Here is a 21,266-nt window from a genome sequence, read left to right as displayed (position 1 = left end):
TCCAGAAATATCGATTTCAGGCTAAGTCACAGGGTTTTAAACGCCGCTAAGACGATCGATGGAGGATGAAAGCCGAGCTTCCTCACATAAATTGTTTATAGCTGCTAATGCTTGTGGTTGCACAATCAATATTTCTGCACACAACAAAATCGTACTCCCTGTAAAATAAACGTCAGGAAGTGTCGATTAAAAGTAATTTAATGCAAGCCGAGAGAATTGATTAAAAAACAACATTTGCCATGTGAATCATTTAGTTAATTTGATAATTAAATTATGCATCTGGAATGAATCGACAAAAATATACACGCAGTCTTATCATGCCTTTGCACTAGTATGGTGAATTGAATGATTTGAGTTGAGAAAAATCTTAATTATAAAATTTATGATTGGAGTCATTCACTGGGTAAAAAGCAAAATGGCGATATTTTCCGCCAATCACTTACCTGTAATTAAGCAAGAGATCAGGAAAATAATAAGGAGAATAATAATGACGATGAAAAGTAAATATGACTGGCCCTGAATTAAAATCACCGCGCCTGCCGCAACAGGCGCTAATTCGCTTGACGAATTATTTACCGTTCCACGCATTCATACGCGCTTCACGTACCTGCAGCTGCTGTTCCGGCGTCAGTTTGTTGTAGTTCTCCGCCATGCCGCTTTCCCAATCGCCGTACAGCGGATTAGGCAGCACGATAAATTGCGTACCAAAGTGCTGATGATTGAGGTTAACGAACTGCTGACGCTGTGCATTACCCTGATGCCAGGTCGCGCCACCAAAGTCATTCAGGTTATCGCCCACGTACAACACCACATTATATCCGGCATTTTTAATCGCATCGAAGCGCGCCTGTTTATTGGAGTTTCCGGTGCTGAGACGCACGGTTTTGTCACTCACGCCGCTGAAGCCCAGCTTGTTGAGGTTGTCCACCGTCGCAGCGTAATCCTTCTGGTCGCGGTTCGAGACGTAGAACAGGGTGCCGCCGTGGCTGTTGACGTAGTTGGCGAACTCCACCGCGCCCGGCACGGCGGTGGCCTGACGCGCCTGAGTCCAGGCTGACCAGGTTTTGCCAGAGAACGGCTGGCCGTTTTTCGCCTGCCATGCGCTATAGGCACTGTTATCGATCATGGTTTCATCGAGATCGACGATCACCGCTTTCGGCTTGCCCGCCAGCGATGGCGCAGCATCAAACGCCATACGCGCAGTGTTAAATGCCTGCCAGCTTAATGCCTGATACTCACCGGACTGCTGGAACCAGTTCACTGCCAATACCGATTGCTGGCCGAGCTGCTGCTGTGCCTGCTGTTTGGCCGGTTGCGCGCACCCGGTCAGCAGCAGCGCAAGAATGCCGGACGCTGCCAGCAAAGAGGTGTTTTTCATCAGATCATCCTTAAGTGATTATGGTCAGTTTGTGTAAAGCTTTAAAAATGTAGCAGTTAACGTAAGCTGTGGGCAGAAGAAAGCTGCCGCCCTGTCAAAGGAGACACTTATGTCACATGCCGGACCGCGTTCAACGCTGCTTGATGCCCTGCCGTGGCTCGATTATGCCTTTCAGCCTGCGGGCCAACCGGTGCCCACGGATGCCGCCTATGGCCAGCAGCGCCACAGCGCCCAGGTGGTGCTGGCAACCCAAAACCTGCCGCCGAAAAGCTGCGAGTCCGATGGCGTGATTGGGGAAAACCAGCTGCCGGTGGCGGTGTATACCGCTGACTGTTTGCCGGTACTGTTCGCTGATAGCGCGCAGCATCAGGTGGCGGCAGTGCACGCCGGATTAAAAGGCACGCTGAGTGGAGTGCTGAACAGTGCCATTGACGGCTTGCTTAATCTTGGCGCCCGCACTGAAACGCTGCATGTCGCCATCGGACCGGCGATTGGTCCGTGCTGTTATGAGCTGGGCAAAGATTTGGTGACGCAGATGCAGCAACGTGCAGATTTACCTGCGCTGCAGTGGGCAAGCGAGCAACCACGCAATAGCGCGGCGATCCGTCCGCAGGCGCGGGCGCATCATCAGGGCGTGTGGTTTGATTTGCCGCATCTGGCGCGAGGGTTGCTGTTACAGCGTGGCATTCCTGCCGAGCAGATCGAGGTGTTAAACGTCTGCACTTATTGCATGGCGGAGTCGGGATCGAGCTATCGCTACAACACCCATTTTGACAGCGGCTATCAATCGCGATTTTCGTGGATTCGTCGTCGCGACTGAGTGGCTGCACATCCTTGTGCAGCCCATTGCATCAGTGAATGATGGCGTTGAGTGCCAGCACACCGGCCAGGCCGAGGATCGAGATCAGCGTCTCCATCACCGTCCAGGTTTTCAGGGTCTCCACCACGCTCAGGTTGAAGTAGCCCTTAAACAGCCAGAAGCCCGGATCGTTGACGTGTGAGGCGATCACGCTGCCCGAACCTACCGCCAGCACCATCAATGCCGGATCGGCATGCGTCACCGCGATAATAGGCGTGACGATCCCGGCGGTGGTGATCGCCGCAACCGTGGCCGATCCCAGCGCGATACGCAGCATCGCTGCCACCGTCCAGCACATCAGCAACGGAGAGAGCGACGATCCTTTCATCATGTCCGCGATATAGTTGCCCACGCCGCTGTCCACCAGCACCTGCTTGAACGCACCACCACCGGCAATAATGAAGACGATCATGGCGATGGCGGCAATCGACTCACCGCACATATCCATCACTTCTTCCATCTTGCGGCCATTACGCAGACCCAGCGTCAGCACCGCTATCACCACGGCAATAAACAGCGCCACCGCCGGGTTTCCGATGAACTCAAAGAACTGACGCAGCGGGTTTTCTTTTGGCGTGGTCAGCTCAAATACCGCTGCAATCGCCATCAGCACCACCGGGATGATGGCGGCGAAGATACTGATACCGAAGCCCGGCATCTCTTCTTCGGTGAAGATTTTCGGGTTATACAAGCCTTCCGGCGGCGACTTCTCAAAGCTTTTAAGGAATTTCGAGAAGATCGGACCGGCCACAATCACCGTCGGGATGGTGATGATCATGCCGTACAGCAGCGTGGTACCGAGGTTAGCGCCAAAGATGGTGGCGATAGCGGTTGGGCCAGGATGCGGCGGCAGGAAGCAGTGCGTCACGGAGAGCGCAGCCACCATCGGTACGCCGACGTACAGCAGCGGCAAACCGGCAGCAGCCACGATGGTGAACACCAGCGGCAGCAGCAGCACGAAGCCCACTTCATAGAACATCGCCAGACCGACGATCAATCCGGTGACCACCAGCGCCCATTGCAGGCGTTCTTTACCAAAAGCGGCAATCAGCGTAGTAGCGACGCGTTGTGCCGCACCGGTGTCCGAGACTAATCGCCCGAGCATGGCACCGAAGCCGAGGATCATCGCTAATCCACCGAGCGTCGAACCGATACCTTTCTGGATCGAGGCCATCACGTTGAGCGGCGTCATCCCTTCGGCAATACCCACCACCGCCGAGACAAACACCAACGCAATAAAGCCGTTGACCTTAAATACAATCATCAATACCAGCAGCAGTATCACACCCAGCACAATAATGGTTATTGGCATTTTTTATTATCCTTAGGAATACAGAGGGGTGATTAAGGTTTAGGCGCGGCCCGGCGAAAATGCCAGCCGCGCCATGGCATTACACGGCGACGCGCATACCGCCATCAACGAACAGCAAGTGACCATTGACGAAATCAGACGCGCCCGAGGCGAGGAACACCGCAGCACCGATCAGCTCTTCCGGTTTACCCCAGCGGGCGGCTGGCGTGCGTTTGGTGAGCCAACCGGTAAAGGCCGGATCGTCGGCCAGCGCCTGGGTCATCTCCGTGACGAAGTAGCCCGGTGCAATGGCGTTCACCTGGATGTTATGGCGCGCCAGCTCGACGCACATACCGCGCGTCAGCATGGTGACGGCACCTTTGGATGCCGCGTAAGGCGTGATGGTGTCGCGGCCCAGTTCGCTTTGCATCGAACCGATATTGATGATTTTACCGCGCTGGCGATCGACCATTTTTTTCGCCACGGTTTGAGAGACCAGGAACACGGCGGTCTGGTTAACGGCAATCACGTCATTCCAGTCCTGCTCCGGGAATTCGAGGAACGGACGGCGGCGCTGGATCCCGGCGTTGTTAACCAGAATATCAATCGGTCCCCATTCGGCTTCAATCTCATCCACCGCCTGCTGCACCTGCGCAGACTGCGTCACATCAAAGGCTTTGGCATGGGCGCGCAGGCCCAGCTCGCGCAGTTTCGCCGCGCCCTGCTCTGCCCCCTCTTTGGTGGTGGCGTTGACGATCACTTCCGCGCCGGCTTCACCCAGGCCACGCGCCAGCAGAAAACCAATACCGCGCGCCGAACCGGTGAGTAATACACGCTTGCCTTCGAGGGAAAATAACTGACTCATCACTGCTCCTTAAAAGGTTAACTGGACTTTCGCCGCACGGGTTTTATCGCCGGCAAACTGCAAAGCCGCGTCGATGTCCTGCAAATCGTATTCACCGCTGAACAGCGGCAGCGGATTGACCACACCGTTCGCCAGCCACTCAACGGCGGTGTTGAATTCATGGGTAAAGCGGAAAGAACCGACCAGCTGAATCTCTTTGGCAATCAGCGCCATGATCGGGAAGTTCGGGATAGTGCCACCCATGCCGACCTGCACCAGCGTACCTTTGGCGCACACCACATCGAGGCAGCGCTGTAACGAGGAAGGATGGCCAGAAGCCTCAAACGCCACATCGAAATAGCCTTTGTCGGCCAGATAAGGCGTGAAATCGCCCTCGGCGGCATGGATCACATCGGTCGCGCCCATCTGCTGCGCCATCTCCAGCGAACGCTCGCTAATGTCGCTGCACACCACAGAGGCGGCACCGCGCGCTTTCGCCGCTGCCGCAATTAAGCAGCCAATCGGACCGACGCCGGAAATGAACACGTGCTTGCCGGTAAGATCGCCCGCCTGATGCGTGGCGTGAATACACACCGCCAGCGGCTCGGCAAACACCATCACGGTTTCATCAGCATCCTGTGGGAAAGGCACGCACTGTTTGCTGTCCACCACTTTGTACTGGGTGAAACCGCCGTCGACATGCGGCACATACATCGCACTGCCGAAGAAGCGCATCGAGGTGCACTGGTTTTCCTGATCGCGCTGGCAGTATTTGCACTCGCCGCACGGTTTGGACGGGTTGACGGCCACTTTCTGATTCGGCTTCAGGTCCGGGTTGTCGCTCTCCACCACATGACCAATCACTTCATGACCGAGGATCATCGGCATTTTGACTTCGAAGCTGCCGACTTTGCCTTCCTGATAGTAATGCAGGTCAGATCCACAAATGCCGCCGCGCGTAATACGCACCAGCGTGCCTGTGCCGTCCCAATTCACCTGTTGCGGTGCGACGCTGACCTGTTTTTTCCCGGTAATCACGCAGGATTGCGTTTCGATATTCATGTTTTCCCCATTTGTTGCTGTTGCAATGGGGGCTATCAAAGCGGGATCAGAGGCTGAAAACTGTGAACCAGATCACTCTAAATCATGTTACGAAATAGCTGTTACCTGGAACGTGAACTGCTCGTACAGAAGATGGAAGCGGGATCACTTTTTGCTGGGGAAAACCAAGACTCGTCTTGGGGATTAACCACAGTGAGCTATGTCATTATCGCCGCACCCTCACCCGGGAAAGTCGTCTGGATTGAGTCTGACAGGAGTCATAACTATAGAGCTAAATCATTAGCCCTCATCTTCAAGCTGTTTCAGGGTGCACAGGTCTCTTCCCGTGCCGGGCGAAGGAGTCCGAACCTTTCGCCTGCGACCTGTCGCCCTGCTTTTTTTGAGGTTTCTCACAGCCTGAACACCGCGAATTTCCATCCCAACCAATTCCCGCTAAAGTTGACTCATCCGACCACTTTCCGAGACTGTGTTCATGACTGAGCATTACGCCCACCTGTTTGCCCCGCTGGATCTGGGATTTACCCAACTAAAGAATCGTTTTCTGATGGGCTCCATGCACACCGGGCTGGAAGAACACACTGATGGCGCCACACGATTAGCCGCGTTTTATGCGGAGCGCGCGCGGGGAGGCGTGGCACTGATTGTGACCGGCGGCATCGCACCCAACCCACAGGGCGTGGTGGCACACGGCGGCGCCATCCTCAATCAGGAGAGCCAGTGCGACTGGCATCGCACCCTCACCGATGCGGTGCATGCCGAGGGCGGCAAAATCGCGCTGCAAATTCTGCATGCCGGGCGTTACAGCTATCAACGCGATTTGGTTGCGCCTTCAGCGTTGCAGGCACCGATTAACCCTTTCACGCCGCGCGAACTGAGCGATGGCGAGATTCGTCAGACCATTGCGGACTTTGCCCGGTGCGCCAGGTTGGCCCAGCAGGCCGGTTATGACGGCGTCGAGATCATGGGCTCCGAAGGTTATCTGATTAATCAGTTCCTGGTGGCGCACACCAACCATCGTGACGATGAGTGGGGCGGCGATGTGCAGCGCCGTCGTCGCTTTGCGCTGGAAGTCACGCAGGCGGTGCGCGAAGCGGTCGGCCCGGCGTTTATCATCATCTTCCGCCTGTCGATGCTCGATCTGGTGAACAACGGCAGTTCGCTGGAAGAGACGCTGACGCTGGCAAAGGCGCTGGAGCAGCGCGGTGTAACGCTGTTCAACAGCGGTATTGGCTGGCACGAAGCGCGCATCCCGACCATCGCCACTTGCGTACCGCGTGCCGGTTTTGCGTGGGTGACGCAGCATCTGCGCGAGGCGGTGTCAGTGCCCGTTATTGCCACTAACCGTATCAACCATCCGCAGGTAGCTGAATCGCTGCTGCGTGATGGCATCGCCGATATGGTGTCGATGGCGCGCCCTTTTCTTGCCGATGCGGCCTTTGTGCGCAAAGCACAGGCCGGGCAGCCAGATGCCATCAACACCTGCATCGCCTGCAATCAGGCCTGTCTCGATCAGATCTTTGTCGGCAAAGTCACTTCATGTCTGGTTAATCCCCGCGCCTGCCACGAAACCCTGATGCCGGTGATCCCTGCTGAACAGCCTAAACAGATTGCGGTGGTCGGTGCCGGCCCGGCGGGTATGGCGTTCGCGTTACAGGCAGCCGAGCGCGGCCATCAGGTCACGCTGTATGAAGCCGATGCGCAGATTGGCGGCCAGTTTAATATTGCGCGTCAAATCCCCGGTAAAGAGGAGTTTAACGAGACGCTGCGCTACTTCCGCCATCAGCTGGAGGCAAAGGGTGTGGCGATTCGCACCGAGCATCGCGTTAGCGCTGACGAGCTGGAAAGTGTGGATGAAGTGGTGATCGCCACCGGTATTGCGCCGCGTCAGTTGTCGATTCCCGGCATCGACCATGCCAGCGTACTCAGCTACCTCGATGTGATTCGCGATAAAAAGCCGGTCGGCCAGCGCGTCGCCATTATTGGTGCGGGCGGTATTGGCTTTGATACCGCCGAGTTTTTGCTGCATCAAAACGCGCACGAAGATTTCTATCAGAGCTGGGGCATCGATCACAGCTTACAGGCGCGCGGCGGGTTAGCCCGTCCGCAGCCGCTGGCAGCGGATCGGCAAATCTGGCTGTTACAGCGTAAATCCGGCAAGCCCGGCGCCGGGCTGGCGAAAACCACCGGTTGGATCCATCGCGCCAGTTTGCAGGCGCACGGCGTGCAGATGTGGGGCGACGTGGAGTATCTGAAGATTGATGATGCCGGATTGCACTTGCGCCATCAGGGCGAGCCGATCACGCTGGCGGTGGATAACGTGGTGATTTGTGCCGGGCAGGAACCGTTGCGTCAGCTGGCGGATGAGCTGGCCGCACGCGGTAAAGCGTTAAAGCTGATTGGTGGAGCCGATGTGGCGCAGGAGCTGGATGCTCGCCGCGCCATCGCACAGGCCACTGAGCTGGCGCTCAGCGTGTGATTAACGCAGTTTGACCGAACGCAGCACCACGAACTTGGCGTTAGACGCCACCAGCTCACAGTTGCCAAACAGCTTTTTCATTTTGACGTGATAACCGAGGTGGCGGTTGCCGACAATACGCAACTCGCCGCCGTACTGCAGGCAACGTTTGGCATCACGCAGCATTTGCCAGGCCAGATGATCGGTCACCGCGTGCTGCTGATGGAACGGCGGGTTGCACAGTACCGCGTGCAGACGATCCGACGGGAAGCCACTCAGCACGTTGTTGACGCGGAACTGACAGCGCGCCAGATCCTGCGGGCGGTTCACTTCCACGTTGAGCTTACTGGACGCCACGGCCATGTAAGATTCGTCATAGAACAGCACGTCCGCCTGCGGGTTCTGTTCCAGCGCCAATAAACCAATCACGCCGTTGCCGCAGCCAAGATCGAGGATTTCCCCTTCAATATCTGACGGCAGATGCTGCATAAAGAAACGCGCACCCACGTCCAGCGATCCGCGAGAGAACACGTTAGCGTGGTTGTGAATCTGGTAAGAGGAATCGTCCAGCGGCCACACCGTGGTCTCTGACACCTCCGGCAGCTGAGGTGCACTGTATGTGCAGTAGATCAGACGAGATTTTTTCCACGCCAGCGAAGTTTTGCTCTCACCCAGGATGCGATCGAACAGCTGCTGCGTAGAGTTGTGGATGTCTTTGGCTTTGGCCGCGCCGAGAATCAGCGTGTCTGGCGTCACCACTTTACGCAGCGCGCGCAGTTGGTGCTCCAGCAGAGCCAGCGCTTTCGGGATTTTAATCAGTACGACAGCAGGCGCAGCAGGTAGCGGCGCCAGGCTATCGATAAAGTGCACTTGATCTTCGTCCATCTCATTAAGACGCAGGTTCTGTTTCGCCGCCTGCTCGCTCAGCAGCGAGTCGCTGACGTGCCACACTTCACGGCCGTTCAGTCCGCAGGTCAGCGCACCAAAGCTGTCGTTGAACACCAGCACCGGTCCTTCTGGCAGTTCTTGCTGCAACAGATATTCATCGGCGGAATCCCACGCCTGTAACGGGCTTTCTTCACGCATCGGCGGGAAGCGCTGCAAGGTCAGCGTGCGATTGGTCAGTTCAAGTTGGCTCATGGAATCTCCGGCGTGGTACACTTTGCGCGATTTTCGCCCTAAAAAGGGGGCGCAGTATACTGTCTTTCGTCGGGAATCCCAATGTCATTAATCTATCTGCAGGGTTATCCTGAAAACATCCTCGAACAGGTGCAGTTGCTGATTGATAATCAGCGATTGGGCAGCTTTTTGCAGGAACGCTATCCTGACACGCACAATATTGTCAGTGACCGTGCGCTGTATGATTACACCCAGGCAATGAAAAATCGTTATATGCGCAGCGCGCCGCCAGTGAGCAAAGTGATCTGGGATAACAAAATCAAGGTGATGAAACATGCGCTTGGCCTGCACACCGCCATCTCGCGTGTGCAGGGCGGCAACCTGAAAGCCAAAGCCGAGATTCGTATCTCCACCTTCTTCCGTCTGGCACCGGAACCGTTCCTGCGCATGATCGTGGTGCACGAACTGGCGCACCTGAAAGAGAAGGATCACGACAAAGCGTTCTACCAACTCTGCTGCCATATGGAACCGGATTACCACCAGCTGGAGTTCGATGCGCGCCTGTGGATGACGGATCAGGCGATGCGCGGTAACGCGGCTTAAAGAAACTCCTGCGCCTTCTGAATCAAACTGGTTTTGGTCAAGGCACCCATAAAGCGGCGCTCTTGTGGATTGTTGAGCACCGGTAAACGCTCCAGCGTCACGCGAGCAAAGGCCTCCCAGCCTTCACGCATACTCTGGTTCTGATAAATGCACGGGAAGTTATCGTCCATCACGCTGCTGACCGGTGAATCGAGGGTGATCTCCTGTGACAGCACCTTGCGCGAGATATCATGGATTGATACTACCCCCAGGAATTGCCCCGCACTGTTGATCACATACACATAGCGTTCGCGCTTCAGCGAACTGACTGCCAGCGCCTGCCCCACAGACTCTTCCGGCTGGAGCGCCGCACCAGGAATGATCAGCTGATCTACGCGCATATTATCGAAATCGAATTTGGCTTCTGAGCGGCTAAAGTGGTTGCTCACCACCGGGTAGGTGCTGGCCGATTGCAGCCGATACACCACCATGGAAGCCAGCACCGAGGCGATCATGATCGGGAATAACAGGCTGCTGTTGAGCGTCATCTCCAGCACCATCAGCATCGCCATTAACGGCGCCTGACTCACGGCCGCTAATACCGCCGCCATACCAATCGCCGCGTAAAGCAGGCTATCGCCAACCGGCAGATGAAGTGCCACGCCCATCTGCGCCAGCGCCACGCCGAGCAGCGCACCAATCAGTAGCGAAGGGGTAAACAGACCGCCCACCGCGTTCGATCCCACCGACAGCGTGGTGGCCAGGGTTTTGAGCACCAGCAGGCCAATCAATCCAGCCAGCACATAGTGACCATCGATAATCTTCACGATCACTTCGTAGCCGTTGCCCAGAATATCGGTGGATATAAGCGCCAGAAAGCCCACCGCTAAGCCACCAAGCCCCAGACGTGCTGGCAATGATTTAATACGACCAAATAGCGTTTTGCTGCGGGCAATCAACTTTATCAGCAACCAACCGGCAAAACCGGCCACCACGCCAATCAGAATGGTCATCAACAAACTGCTGATATCCATCTGGAACAAGGCTTCGGAGAGCGGATAGAGCGCACTGCGAAAGCCAAGTGACCACATGGTCATCACCGCCACCGCCGAGGCGACAATCAGCGGGATCAGCCGCTGCAGCGCCGAGATACCAAAGGCAATTTCAGCGACAAATATCGCTGAGGCCAGCGGCGCGTGGTACACCGAAGAGAGCCCTGCCGCTGCCGCCATCGCCACAATATCGCTGTTACGCATCTGCGGGAACCAGCGGCCCATCAGGCTGCCACTCAGCGCGGAGAGCTGCACCATCGGCCCCTCTTTACCAATCGAAGCACCGCTGCCGATACTGGCAATCGAGGAGAGTGCACGAAACAGCGAGGTTTTGGTCGGCACCGCATCCAGGCGCGCGTTGATCACTTCGAGATAGTCGGTTTTAACCGTTTCCTGTTTCTCAATCGCCACCGCATAGCGCAGGAAGAACCCCGCCAGCACACCGCCCGCGCCCACCAGCAGCGGCCAGAAGATCCATGGCCAGACATGCATCGCCACGGTGATTTCGCTATCGCTGTTAAACAGCAGGCGGTTAATCAAATCAATGACGCCGCGAAATGCTAAGGTCACCAGCGACGCGACGAATCCCACGGGGATAGCAATCAGCAGTGTGGTCCAGTTCAATGCATGTTTACTTCCACTCACCCGCGCGTCCCCGCTAGCTGGTTAAAAAAATGTGCCGCATCATCATATTGGAATGCGGATCGCATGATCAAATTTCGTCTGACGAACGATCCGCTGAACATGCTACTCTGCCGCTTTACTGTTGCAGGAGTACAAAGCCGTGATTCGTTTTGCCATTGTGGGAACCAACTGGATAACCCGCCAGTTTATCGACGCCGCGCATGAGACCGGCAAAATGAAGTTAAGCGGTGTCTATTCGCGCCAGCAGTCACAGGCGGATGCCTTTATCGCTGACTATCCCTGCAAACTTACCTTCACTTCCCTCGACGATTTGGCGGACAGCCCGGAAATCGATGCGGTATATATCGCCAGCCCGAATGCGTTACACGCTGAGCAAGCGATGTTGTTTATGTCGCACGGCAAACATGTGATTTGCGAAAAGCCGATGGCATCGAATCTGCGTGAGGCCGAGGCGATGATCGCCTGCGCGCGCCAGCATCAGGTAGTGCTGTTTGAAGCATTTAAAACCGCCAGCCTGCCGACCTTCCTGCAACTGCAGAACACCCTGCCGCAACTTGGCAAGCTGCGTAAAGCGTTGATTAACTACTGCCAGTACTCCTCACGCTATCAGCGTTATATCGACGGCGAAAATCCCAATACTTTTAATCCGCGCTGGTCGAACGGTTCGATTATGGACATTGGCTTTTACTGCCTGGCCGCTGCCGTCACATTGTGGGGCGAACCGCAGCAGGTGAAAGCGCAGGCTTCGCTGCTGGAGAGTGGCGTTGATGCGCACGGTGTGGTGGTGCTGAGCTACGGCGATTTTGATGTCACGCTGCTGCACTCCAAGGTGAGCGATTCACTGATTCCGAGCGAAATTCAGGGCGAAGCCGGCTCACTGGTGATTGAGAAAATCTCGGAATGCCAGCAGTTACGCTTTATCCCACGCGGTGGCGAGAGCCAGAATCTGACGCAACCGCAGCATATCAACACCATGCTGTATGAAGCCGAGGCCTTTGCCCAACGGGTTGAGCAGCGCCAGGTCGAGCATCCGGCACTGGAAGCCTCGCGCATCACAGCAAAACTGCTGACGGAAATCCGCCGCCAGACTGGCGTGGTGTTCCCGGCAGACCAGGCTTAAGTGTAAATATTGCAGAATATTTCAAACTCCCCATTGAATCCTTGCGCGGTTGGACGTATCTTGACCGCTGCAAAGGGGAGTAACTTGTAAGCTGATTGATCGTCATTACGATGCTAAACGCATCCGGTCGTCAGGCAACCCGGAATCTATTCTGAGTTGTAAGTGAGACCTTGCCGGAAGGCGAGGTTTGCTTGCAGCTTGATCAAAGCGGCTAACGTCTTCTGACTTAGCCGCTTTTTTATTTTCCGGACAGGATTACAACTATGCATACTGTAGGCACACCGTTACTCTGGGGCAGCTTCGCTGTTGTTGTGCTCATCATGCTGGCGATCGATCTCTTCTTACAGGGACGTCGCGGCGCACAAACCATGTCATTTAAGCAGGCCGCCGTTTGGTCGCTGGTGTGGATCTCCGTTTCCCTGCTGTTCAGCGCCGCTTTCTGGTGGTACCTCGATGGCACCGCCGGCCGAGAAGTGGCGACCGCACAAACCCTTGCCTTCCTTACCGGCTACGTGCTGGAAAAAGCACTGGCGGTGGATAACGTCTTCGTCTGGCTGATGCTGTTCAGCTACTTCGCTATTCCGGCAAACCTGCAACGCCGCGTGCTGGTGTATGGCGTGCTGGGCGCGATCGTATTGCGTACCATCATGATCTTCGCCGGCAGCTATCTGGTGACGCAGTTCAGCTGGATCCTCTACGTGTTCGGCGCTTTCCTGCTGTTCACCGGCCTGAAAATGGCGTTTGCCAAAGAAGGCGATGACGCGGCAGTGGGCGACAAACCGGTGGTGCGCTGGCTGCGTAAACATCTGCGCATGACGGATAATCTCGAAGGCGAGAAGTTCTTCACCCGCAAAAATGGCGTGCTGTTTGCCACCCCGCTACTGCTGGTGCTGATCATGGTGGAGCTAAGCGATGTGATTTTCGCGGTTGATAGTATTCCGGCGATCTTCGCAGTGACGACCGATCCCTTTATCGTCCTGACCTCGAACCTTTTCGCGATTCTCGGTCTGCGCGCCATGTACTTCCTGCTGGCGAACGTGGCTGAGCGCTTCTCGATGCTGAAATATGGCCTGGCGATTGTGCTGGTGTTTATCGGTATCAAGATGCTGATCGTCGAGTTCTACCATATCCCGGTGGGCATCTCACTGTCGGTGGTGGGCGTGATTCTGGGCGGTACCCTGCTGATTAACGCCTGGGTTAACCACAGAAACGACCAGAAACGCATCTCATCATAATCTTCTGCAGGGGCGGTAATCGCCCCTGCTTTGTTTCGCCAGCTGCAAATTTCACCTTTCATAGCTCTGTCACATTTCACATCGTCAGCAGATCAAAAAACCGATCTGCGCCGCACGTCCAGAATTATCTCTTCCCTCACCAGGACTTTTCCTTATACTCCGCCGGGCAAACCGTTTGGCGCGGAGCAACCGCGCACAACACTCATACCGCTATAAAAAGACCGAACTATGCTAAATAACTTTATTGGACGTCTGGGCGCGCTGTTCGCAGGAAGCCTGGTAAAACAAATCATGATTGGCCTGATTGCCGGCGTAGCGCTGGCGTGGTTCTCACGTGATGCCGCTCTGGCCGTAGGTCTGCTGGGTGAACTGTTCGTTCGCGCCCTGAAGGCGGTGGCCCCGCTGCTGGTGTTGGTTTTGGTGATTTCTTCGATTGCTAATCATCAACAAGGGCAGAAAACCAACATCCGTCCCATCATCATGCTCTATCTGTTGAGCACCTTCTTTGCCGCTGTGGTCGCAGTCACCTTGAGCCATCTGTTCCCGCAAACTCTGTCAATGAACGTGGGCGCAACCGAAATTTCACCGCCGTCTGGCATTACCGAAGTGCTGCACGGTCTGTTGATGAGCATGGTGGCTAACCCGATTGACGCGTTACTCAACGCCAACTATATCGGCATTCTGGTGTGGGCCATCGGCCTCGGTCTGGCCTTCCGCCATGCCAGCCCAAGCAGCAAGGCGTTTCTTACCGATGCTTCGCATGCGGCGACGTGGGTGGTGCGTTGCGTGATTCGCTGTGCGCCGCTGGGGATTTTTGGTCTGGTGGCCTCGATTCTGGCCTCAACCGGCTTTGGTGCACTTGAGGAGTACGCAACGCTGCTGGCGCTGCTGCTGGGATGCATGGCCATCATGGCATTGGTGGTGAATCCGATTCTGGTGTTCCAAAAAATTCGTCGTAACCCTTATCCGCTGGTGTTTACCTGCATCCGTGAAAGTGGCGTGACCGCCTTCTTTACCCGCAGCTCTGCCGCAAATATTCCAGTAAATATGGCGATCGCCAAACGCCTGAATCTTGATGAAGATACTTATTCTGTGTCTATTCCGCTTGGCGCGACGATCAGTATGGCGGGCGCGTCGACCACCATCACGGTGCTGACACTGGCGGCGGTACACACGCTGGGCATTTCCGTGGATGTGCCGACGGCAATCCTGCTGAGTTTTGTGGCCTCGATTTGTGCCTGTGGCGCCTCGGGTGTGGCCGGCGGTTCGCTGCTGTTGATTCCGGTCGCCTGTAACATGTTCGGGATTCCGAATGACCTGGCGATGCAGGTAGTGGCCATCGGCTTTATCATCAGCGTATTGCAGGATTCCGCCGAGACGGCGCTGAACTCTTCAACCGACATTCTGTTTACGGCAGCGGTGTGCCAGGCGGAAGCCGAGCGCGAACCGCGCACGGTGTCTGAAGCAGAATAAATTGGCATTGCACAGGGCGGCATTCATGCCGCCCTTAAGATAAGCAGGTGTGATTGATGTCAGATGCACATCGATCGCACCTGATGTTTACAGCGTGACACCGCTCTTAAATATCGCTAACTCGCGGAAATCATTGGCTTCGTTACGCGCCGGTTGACCGTTGGCAATCGCCACAATCATATCGACGAAATCCTCCAGCATCTCCGGCATGCTCATGCCCTCAATCAAACGCCCGGCATTAAAATCGATCCAGTGCGGCTTCTTCTCTGCCAGCTGCGAGTTGGTGGCAATCTTCACGGTAGGCACGAATCCGCCATAGGGCGTGCCGCGTCCGGTGGTGAACAACACCATATGACAACCTGCGCCCGCCAGCGCGCTGGTGGCCACCGCATCGTTTCCTGGCGCGCTCAGCAGATTGAGGCCAGGCGTGACCAGACGCTCGCCATATTTCAGTACATCCACCACCTGGCTCTGCCCGGCTTTCTGCGTGCAGCCAAGGGATTTCTCCTCCAGCGTGGTGATACCGCCCGCCTTGTTACCCGGCGATGGGTTCTCATAGATCGGCTGCTGATGGTCGATAAAGTAACGCTTGAAGTCGTTGATCATCGCCACGGTTTTATCGAAGGTAGCTTCGTCACGGCAGCGGCTCATCAAAATGCGCTCTGCACCAAACATTTCCGGCACTTCGGTCAGCACTGTAGTGCCGCCGTTAGCGATCATTTGATCGGAGAAGCAGCCCAGCATCGGGTTGGCGGTGATGCCAGAGAAACCGTCAGAACCGCCGCACTCCAGTCCGAACTTCAGTTCGCTGAGCTTACCCGGCTGGCGCTGATCGCCACGCATCACATTGTACAGCGCATGTAGCTGCTCCAACCCCGCTTCGACTTCGTCGTCCTGCTTCTGACACTCCATAAAGTGCACGCGGTCACTGTCGAAGCCGCCCAGCGTTTCGCGGAACACATCCACCTGATTGTTCTCACAGCCCAGACCAATCACCAGCACCGCACCAGCATTGGGATGGCGTACCATGTTTTGCAGCATGGTGCGGGTGTTTTCATGATCCTGACCGAGCTGAGAACAGCCAAACGGGTGGCTGAACAGGTGCACCCCATCGATCCCTTCTGCCTCGTTGGTCTCCTTGAGGAAGCGCGACAGAATCTGCCGGGCGATGCCGTTCACACAGCCCACCGTTGGCAGAATCCACAGCTCATTACGAATACCGACTTCACCACTGGCGCGGCGGTAAATCTGCACCTCGCGATCGCCGGCCTGAGCGGGGATATCGAGAAACTCCGGCTGGTAGTCGTACTCATCCACATCGCTCAGATTGGTGCGGGCGTTGCTGGAGTGAATGATTTCGCCAATGGCGATCGGGCGCGTGGCATGGGCAATCGGCAAGCCGTATTTGATTACCAGCGCATCCGTTGCCAGCGGCGTCAGCGCGAATTTGTGACCGCGCCCAACCTCTTGCTGCAAGGTAATGAACTGGCGATCAATCTCGACTTTGGTATCGGCAGGTAAATCGCGCAGCGCTACCGCCACGTTGTCGCGCGAATGGATTCTTATCGCATCTTGCATAGCGTTATCTCAGTTGTACCAGCGCCGTCCGCATCCCGTGGACAACGATGTTTTGCAGGTGTTGGCTGACTGCGGCCACTAATCCGGGCCGCTGAGTGAGATCTTCGCCCCAGTGTGAGCGGTTGCTGAGTACCGCCTGCACCAGCTGTTCCGGGGTCAATGTGTCCTGGTTTACCGCTGGCCACAGCTCCGCGAACTGCTGCAACCAGTGGTCGTCGTCTTGTAAAGTCCACTGCTGGTCGCCCTGCTTGCCGCGATAAAACGCTAGTAGCGCGGCAAAGGCGAAGGTCAGGCGCGGTGGCCATTGGCCGGTTTGCTGCTGAGACAACAACAGCTGTGGCAGCAAACGGGTACGGAATTTGGTCATGCCGTTGAGTGCAATCGAAAGCAGCGCATGGCGGATAAACGGATTGCGGAAGCGACGCTGTACTGCATCGGCAAAGGCGTGCAGTTCATCGCGCGGCAGATCCAGCGTCGGAATCACTTCCTCACGCAGCAGCGCATTAACATAGTTCGCAATGGCGGCGTCATCCATCGCCTCGCCGACGCTCTCCAGTCCGGCCTGAAACGCCACCGGCACCATCGCGGTGTGCGCACCGTTGAGGATCGCCACCTTCTGCGCTTTGTAGGGCGTGATGTCATCGACGAACTTCACTTCCGGCGCCAGCGCGGCGAGTTTCAGTTCTTGCGCCAGCGCATCGGGCCCCTGAATCACAAACTGGTAATAAACTTCGCCAGCCACCAGATAGCGATCTTCGTAACCCAGTTGTGCAGCGATATTGGTGCCATCGGCTGGATAGCCAGTAACGATGCGATCCACCAGCGTGTTATAGAACGCACAATGATCCAGCACCCAGCGGGCAAATTCCGGCGGCAGCTGCCAGTGCTTGATATAGCGCAGCACCAGATCACGCAGTGCATCGCCGTTGTGATCGATTAACTCGCACGGCACGATCAACCAGCCTTTCTCTGCCGCACCGCCAAAGTGGCGGAAGCGCGCCCACAGCAGTTGTGTCAACTTGCCTGGGAAGGAAGAGGCTGGCGCATCCTCCAGCCGATCCTGCTCAACAAAGGCAATGCCTGCTTCGGTGGTATTAGAGAACACAAAGCGCATCTGCGGCGCACGGGCCAGTGCGAGAAAACCCTCAAACTGCTGATAGGGCTGGATCTCGCGATTGAGGCTGCGGATTAGGCGGGTTTCACTTACCTGCTCGCCCTGCGTGTTCAATCCACGGATCAGCGTGGTGTACAAACCGTCCTGCTGATTCAGTGAGTCTTCCACCACGCGATTGCGCGGCCGCACCACCACCACGCCCGCATCGGTGCCCTGATGCTCATTGAGCCAGTCGAGCTGCCAGTCAATAAACGCCCGCAGGAAGTTGCCTTCCCCAAACTGGATCACGCGCTCGCTATAGCTTGCGCCGGGGAAATCGTGACGGTTTAGCCGCTGCATCATCAGGCTCCCAACTCAATGCCGAAGTAATCGCGCGCATTGTTAAAGCAGATGTTTTGCACCATCTGCCCCAACAGCGCTTCGTCGGCTGGCGCTTCCCCGCGTTCAACCCAATTGCCGATCATCTGGCACAGCAGGCGACGGAAGTATTCGTGGCGGGTGTAGGAGAGGAAACTGCGGCTGTCGGTGAGCATGCCGACGAAGCGACTCAACAGGCCGATTTGCGCCAGCTGCGTCATCTGACGATGCATGCCATCAAGCTGATCGTTAAACCACCATGCGGAACCAAACTGCATCTTGCCGGGTTCACCTTCGCCCTGGAAATTGCCCGCCATGGTCGCCAGCACTTCGTTGTCGCGTGGGTTAACGCAGTAAAGAATGGTTTTCGGCAGTGCATTGTTGCGGTTCTGCGCATCCAGTAAACGGCCCAGCGGGATCGCCATCGGCGCGTCATTGATGGAGTCAAAGCCTACATCCGGGCCGAGAATATCGAACTGCCGACGATTAGCATTACGCAGCGCGCCAATGTGATATTGCTGCGCCCAGCCGCGACGCGCATATTCGCTGCCAAGCCACACCAGCACCGCTGTTTTGAACTGCGCCACTTCTTCTTGCGTCGGTGCAGCACCTTGCAGGCGACGCGCCAGGATACTATCCAGCGTGCTTTCATCGGCCTCGGCAAACAGCACTACGTCCAGCGCATGGTCGGAGATTTTACAGCCGTGTGCGGCAAAATGATCGAGACGCAGGCTCAACGCGCGGCGCAGATCATCAAAACGTTGCACGCTGACATCGGCGACCTGTTCCAGGCGCTGAATCCACGGCAGGAAGGTATCCAGCTCAATGTTGAAAGCTTTATCCGGACGCCAGCTTGGCAGCACTTTAACGCTAAAGCTGGCATCGTCCGACAGCGTGCGATGGTGTTGCAGATCGTCAAGTGGATCGTCAGTGGTACCGACCATTTTCACCTTCATCTGCTGCATGATGCCGCGTGCGCTAAAGGCATCCTGCGCCAGCAGCTCATTGCACTGCTGCCAGATGCGATCCGCGCTCTGCTCATTCAGCAATACATCGGTAATGCCAAACGGACGGCGCAGCTCAAGGTGCGTCCAGTGATACAGCGGATTGCCAATAGTGTGCGGCACCGTGCGTGCCCAGGCGTTGAATTTCTCGCGATCGCTGGCGTCGCCGGTGCACAGCGCTTCGGGTACGCCATTAGCACGCATCGCTCGCCATTTGTAATGATCGCCTTTCAGCCAAATGTCATAGAGATTGGTGAAGCGGTAATTTTCGGCAATCTGCTGCGGCGGTAAATGGCAGTGATAGTCGAAAATCGGCTGGTCTTTGGCGTAGTCATGGTACAGACGACGGGCGAACTCGCTATCGAGTAGAAAATCCTCACTCATAAAACGCGACATACCTGCTTCCTCATGTTTGGGGCCAATTGGCTTCTGATTCAAAGTTATCATACCAATTTTGACGATCGGCAAAATTGTTTGCGATAGACCTCACAATAATGACAGTTTCCCTGTGGATATATGGACAAAATAGTCAGCCACATTGCACTAACTTGCTGTTATAACGCCTGTTTAGCGGATCACACAGCACATGCAGGGTTTTTGTGATGGCATTCAACTTTTAAAGTTGTATAACAAGTTAATCTCTCGCCTCGTTGATGCCGAACCTCATGGCACATCTCATAACAACAAGGCGGCAGGTCTGATTCGTCAACGCCGCCAGCGGGAGTGCTCAAGTACTCCCCTACCTTTAATGGCAAGTGTTACGACAGACTGGAAGAGGTTAATGATGCGTAAGATCAAAGGGCTACGCTGGTACATGATTGGGCTGGTGACAGTGGGCACCATACTCGGTTACCTGACACGTAATACCATTGCCGTGGCCGCGCCGACGCTGGAAACGCAGCTGGGTATTACCACTCAACAATATTCCTATATCGTCGCCGCCTATTCGGCGTGCTACACCGTGATGCAACCTGTGGCAGGTTATGTGCTGGATTTGCTGGGCACCAAAATTGGCTACGCGGTGTTTGCCATCCTCTGGGCGATCTTCTGTGCTGCCACCGCCATGGCAGGCAGCTGGGGCGGTTTTGCGCTAGCACGTGGCGCGGTGGGCGCGGCCGAAGCGGCGATGATTCCTGCAGGCCTGAAAGCCAGTAGCGAATGGTTCCCGGCCAAAGAGCGTTCCGTCGCGGTAGGCTACTTCAACGTTGGTTCATCGATTGGTGCGATGCTGGCGCCACCGCTGGTGGTATGGGCGATTCTGGCGCACAGCTGGCAGCTGGCCTTTATCATTACTGGCGTGCTGAGCATGGCGTGGGCGTTGTGCTGGTTAATATTTTATAAACATCCTAAACAGCAAACCAAGCTCAGCGATGAAGAGCGTCACTACATTATTTCCGGTCAGGAAGTACAGCATCAGACCGGCAATAACAGCAAAATGTCAGCCCGTCAGATTCTGCGTAATCGTCAGTTCTGGGGTATTGCCCTGCCACGTTTCCTCGCGGAACCGGCATGGGGCACCTTTAACGCGTGGATCCCGCTGTTTATGTTTAAGGTCTACGGCTTCAACCTGAAAGAGATCGCCATGTTCGCCTGGATGCCGATGCTGTTTGCCGACCTCGGCTGTATCGTCGGTGGTTACCTGCCACCGCTGTTCCAGCGCTGGTTTGGCGTGAACCTGATTGTGTCGCGCAAACTGGTGGTCACCATGGGCGCGGTGCTGATGATTGCACCGGGCACCATTGGTTTGTTTACCAGCCCTTACGTAGCGATTGGTTTGCTGTGCGTCGGTGGCTTCGCCCATCAGGCACTGTCCGGTGCATTGATCACCCTCTCCTCGGATGTGTTTGGCCGTAATGAAGTGGCCACGGCAAATGGCCTGACCGGCATGGCCGCGTGGACAGCCAGCACCCTGTTTGCGCTGGTGGTGGGTGCATTGGCTGATACGCTGGGCTTCAGTCCGCTGTTTGCCGCGCTGGCAGTATTTGACCTGCTCGGTGCCTGTGTAATCTGGACCGTGCTGAAAAATCAGCCGGTATCGGAGCTGGACGTTCAGCACGTGGCACAACCGGCAACAGCTCGCACTTAATCTCCACGCTTT

General features: G+C 56.0%; 16 protein-coding genes. 7 read left to right on the top strand and 9 right to left on the bottom strand.

The window, feature by feature from the left end; translation table 11 throughout:
- Positions 1 to 568: 568 nt before the first annotated feature.
- Positions 569 to 1,378: a 5'-nucleotidase, lipoprotein e(P4) family gene (locus CRO33_RS21665; protein WP_097119549.1), complete on the bottom strand. Its 810-nt coding sequence runs from the start codon at positions 1,376 to 1,378 to the stop codon at positions 569 to 571.
- A 109-nt stretch (positions 1,379 to 1,487) separates the two neighbouring features.
- Between CRO33_RS21665 and CRO33_RS21660 the strand changes: the two genes are divergently transcribed.
- On the top strand, positions 1,488 to 2,198 hold the full coding sequence (locus tag CRO33_RS21660) for a polyphenol oxidase family protein (RefSeq protein ID WP_097119547.1): 711 nt from the start codon (positions 1,488 to 1,490) through the stop codon (positions 2,196 to 2,198).
- Between the two features lie 31 nt (positions 2,199 to 2,229).
- Here the strand turns inward: CRO33_RS21660 and CRO33_RS21655 are convergent, their stop codons facing one another.
- The 3 genes from CRO33_RS21655 to idnD form a co-directional block, all read right to left on the bottom strand.
- Positions 2,230 to 3,549: a gluconate:H+ symporter gene (locus tag CRO33_RS21655; RefSeq protein ID WP_045831845.1), complete on the bottom strand. Its 1,320-nt coding sequence runs from the start codon at positions 3,547 to 3,549 to the stop codon at positions 2,230 to 2,232.
- 79 nt (positions 3,550 to 3,628) lie between these two features.
- Positions 3,629 to 4,393, bottom strand: a complete 765-nt coding sequence (gene idnO / locus CRO33_RS21650; protein WP_034830987.1) for a gluconate 5-dehydrogenase — start codon at positions 4,391 to 4,393, stop codon at positions 3,629 to 3,631.
- Positions 4,394 to 4,402: 9 nt separating this feature from the next.
- A complete protein-coding gene (gene idnD, locus CRO33_RS21645; RefSeq protein ID WP_097119546.1) occupies positions 4,403 to 5,434 on the bottom strand; it encodes an L-idonate 5-dehydrogenase in 1,032 nt (343 codons plus the stop codon).
- A 472-nt stretch (positions 5,435 to 5,906) separates the two neighbouring features.
- On the opposite strand from idnD, the gene CRO33_RS21640 reads away from it, so the two are divergent.
- Complete coding sequence (locus CRO33_RS21640; RefSeq protein ID WP_097119543.1) at positions 5,907 to 7,910, top strand: NADPH-dependent 2,4-dienoyl-CoA reductase; 2,004 nt, start codon at positions 5,907 to 5,909, stop codon at positions 7,908 to 7,910.
- On the opposite strand, the gene rlmG is transcribed toward CRO33_RS21640, so the two are convergent.
- Positions 7,911 to 9,029, bottom strand: coding sequence for a 23S rRNA (guanine(1835)-N(2))-methyltransferase RlmG (gene rlmG, locus CRO33_RS21635; RefSeq protein WP_038644545.1), 1,119 nt, complete (start codon positions 9,027 to 9,029; stop codon positions 7,911 to 7,913).
- A gap of 81 nt (positions 9,030 to 9,110) precedes the next feature.
- Between rlmG and CRO33_RS21630 the strand changes: the two genes are divergently transcribed.
- Positions 9,111 to 9,611 carry a M48 metallopeptidase family protein gene (locus CRO33_RS21630; protein WP_034830993.1) on the top strand — a complete coding sequence of 167 codons (501 nt, stop codon included), beginning with the start codon at positions 9,111 to 9,113 and terminating at the stop codon, positions 9,609 to 9,611.
- Here the strand turns inward: CRO33_RS21630 and CRO33_RS21625 are convergent.
- Positions 9,608 to 11,287 carry a chloride channel protein gene (locus tag CRO33_RS21625; RefSeq protein ID WP_097119541.1) on the bottom strand — a complete coding sequence of 560 codons (1,680 nt, stop codon included), beginning with the start codon at positions 11,285 to 11,287 and terminating at the stop codon, positions 9,608 to 9,610. The genes CRO33_RS21630 and CRO33_RS21625 overlap by 4 nt on opposite strands.
- A 139-nt stretch (positions 11,288 to 11,426) precedes the next feature.
- Between CRO33_RS21625 and CRO33_RS21620 the strand changes: the two genes are divergently transcribed.
- The 3 genes from CRO33_RS21620 to sstT all read left to right on the top strand — a co-directional run bounded on the left by CRO33_RS21620 (position 11,427) and on the right by sstT (position 15,115).
- On the top strand, positions 11,427 to 12,407 hold the full coding sequence (locus tag CRO33_RS21620; protein ID WP_097119539.1) for a Gfo/Idh/MocA family protein: 981 nt from the start codon (positions 11,427 to 11,429) through the stop codon (positions 12,405 to 12,407).
- A 263-nt stretch (positions 12,408 to 12,670) separates the two neighbouring features.
- The gene (locus CRO33_RS21615; protein WP_097119537.1) at positions 12,671 to 13,642 is read left to right on the top strand and encodes a TerC family protein; all 972 of its coding nucleotides are present in this window, start codon (positions 12,671 to 12,673) and stop codon (positions 13,640 to 13,642) included.
- A gap of 228 nt (positions 13,643 to 13,870) precedes the next feature.
- Positions 13,871 to 15,115, top strand: coding sequence for a serine/threonine transporter SstT (gene sstT, locus CRO33_RS21610; RefSeq protein WP_058959524.1), 1,245 nt, complete (start codon positions 13,871 to 13,873; stop codon positions 15,113 to 15,115).
- Positions 15,116 to 15,202: 87 nt separating this feature from the next.
- Here the strand turns inward: sstT and CRO33_RS21605 are convergent, their stop codons facing one another.
- From CRO33_RS21605 to uxaC, 3 genes are read right to left on the bottom strand one after another with little or no spacing between them, the layout of a single operon-like run.
- The gene (locus CRO33_RS21605; protein WP_097119535.1) at positions 15,203 to 16,693 is read right to left on the bottom strand and encodes a UxaA family hydrolase; all 1,491 of its coding nucleotides are present in this window, start codon (positions 16,691 to 16,693) and stop codon (positions 15,203 to 15,205) included.
- 4 nt (positions 16,694 to 16,697) lie between these two features.
- Positions 16,698 to 18,146, bottom strand: coding sequence for a tagaturonate reductase (locus CRO33_RS21600; RefSeq protein WP_097119561.1), 1,449 nt, complete (start codon positions 18,144 to 18,146; stop codon positions 16,698 to 16,700).
- 2 nt (positions 18,147 to 18,148) lie between these two features.
- A complete protein-coding gene (gene uxaC, locus CRO33_RS21595; protein WP_097119533.1) occupies positions 18,149 to 19,564 on the bottom strand; it encodes a glucuronate isomerase in 1,416 nt (471 codons plus the stop codon).
- A 388-nt stretch (positions 19,565 to 19,952) separates the two neighbouring features.
- On the opposite strand from uxaC, the gene CRO33_RS21590 reads away from it, so the two are divergent.
- Complete coding sequence (locus CRO33_RS21590) at positions 19,953 to 21,254, top strand: MFS transporter (RefSeq protein WP_097119559.1); 1,302 nt, start codon at positions 19,953 to 19,955, stop codon at positions 21,252 to 21,254.
- Positions 21,255 to 21,266 lie beyond the last annotated feature (12 nt).

The sequence above is a fragment of the Pantoea sp. GL120224-02 genome, from assembly GCF_900215395.1.
GTDB classification, from domain to species: Bacteria; Pseudomonadota; Gammaproteobacteria; order Enterobacterales; family Enterobacteriaceae; genus Pantoea; species Pantoea communis.
Note: the sequence above shows the minus strand (reverse complement) of the source record. Positions and strands in the feature narration are given on the sequence as shown.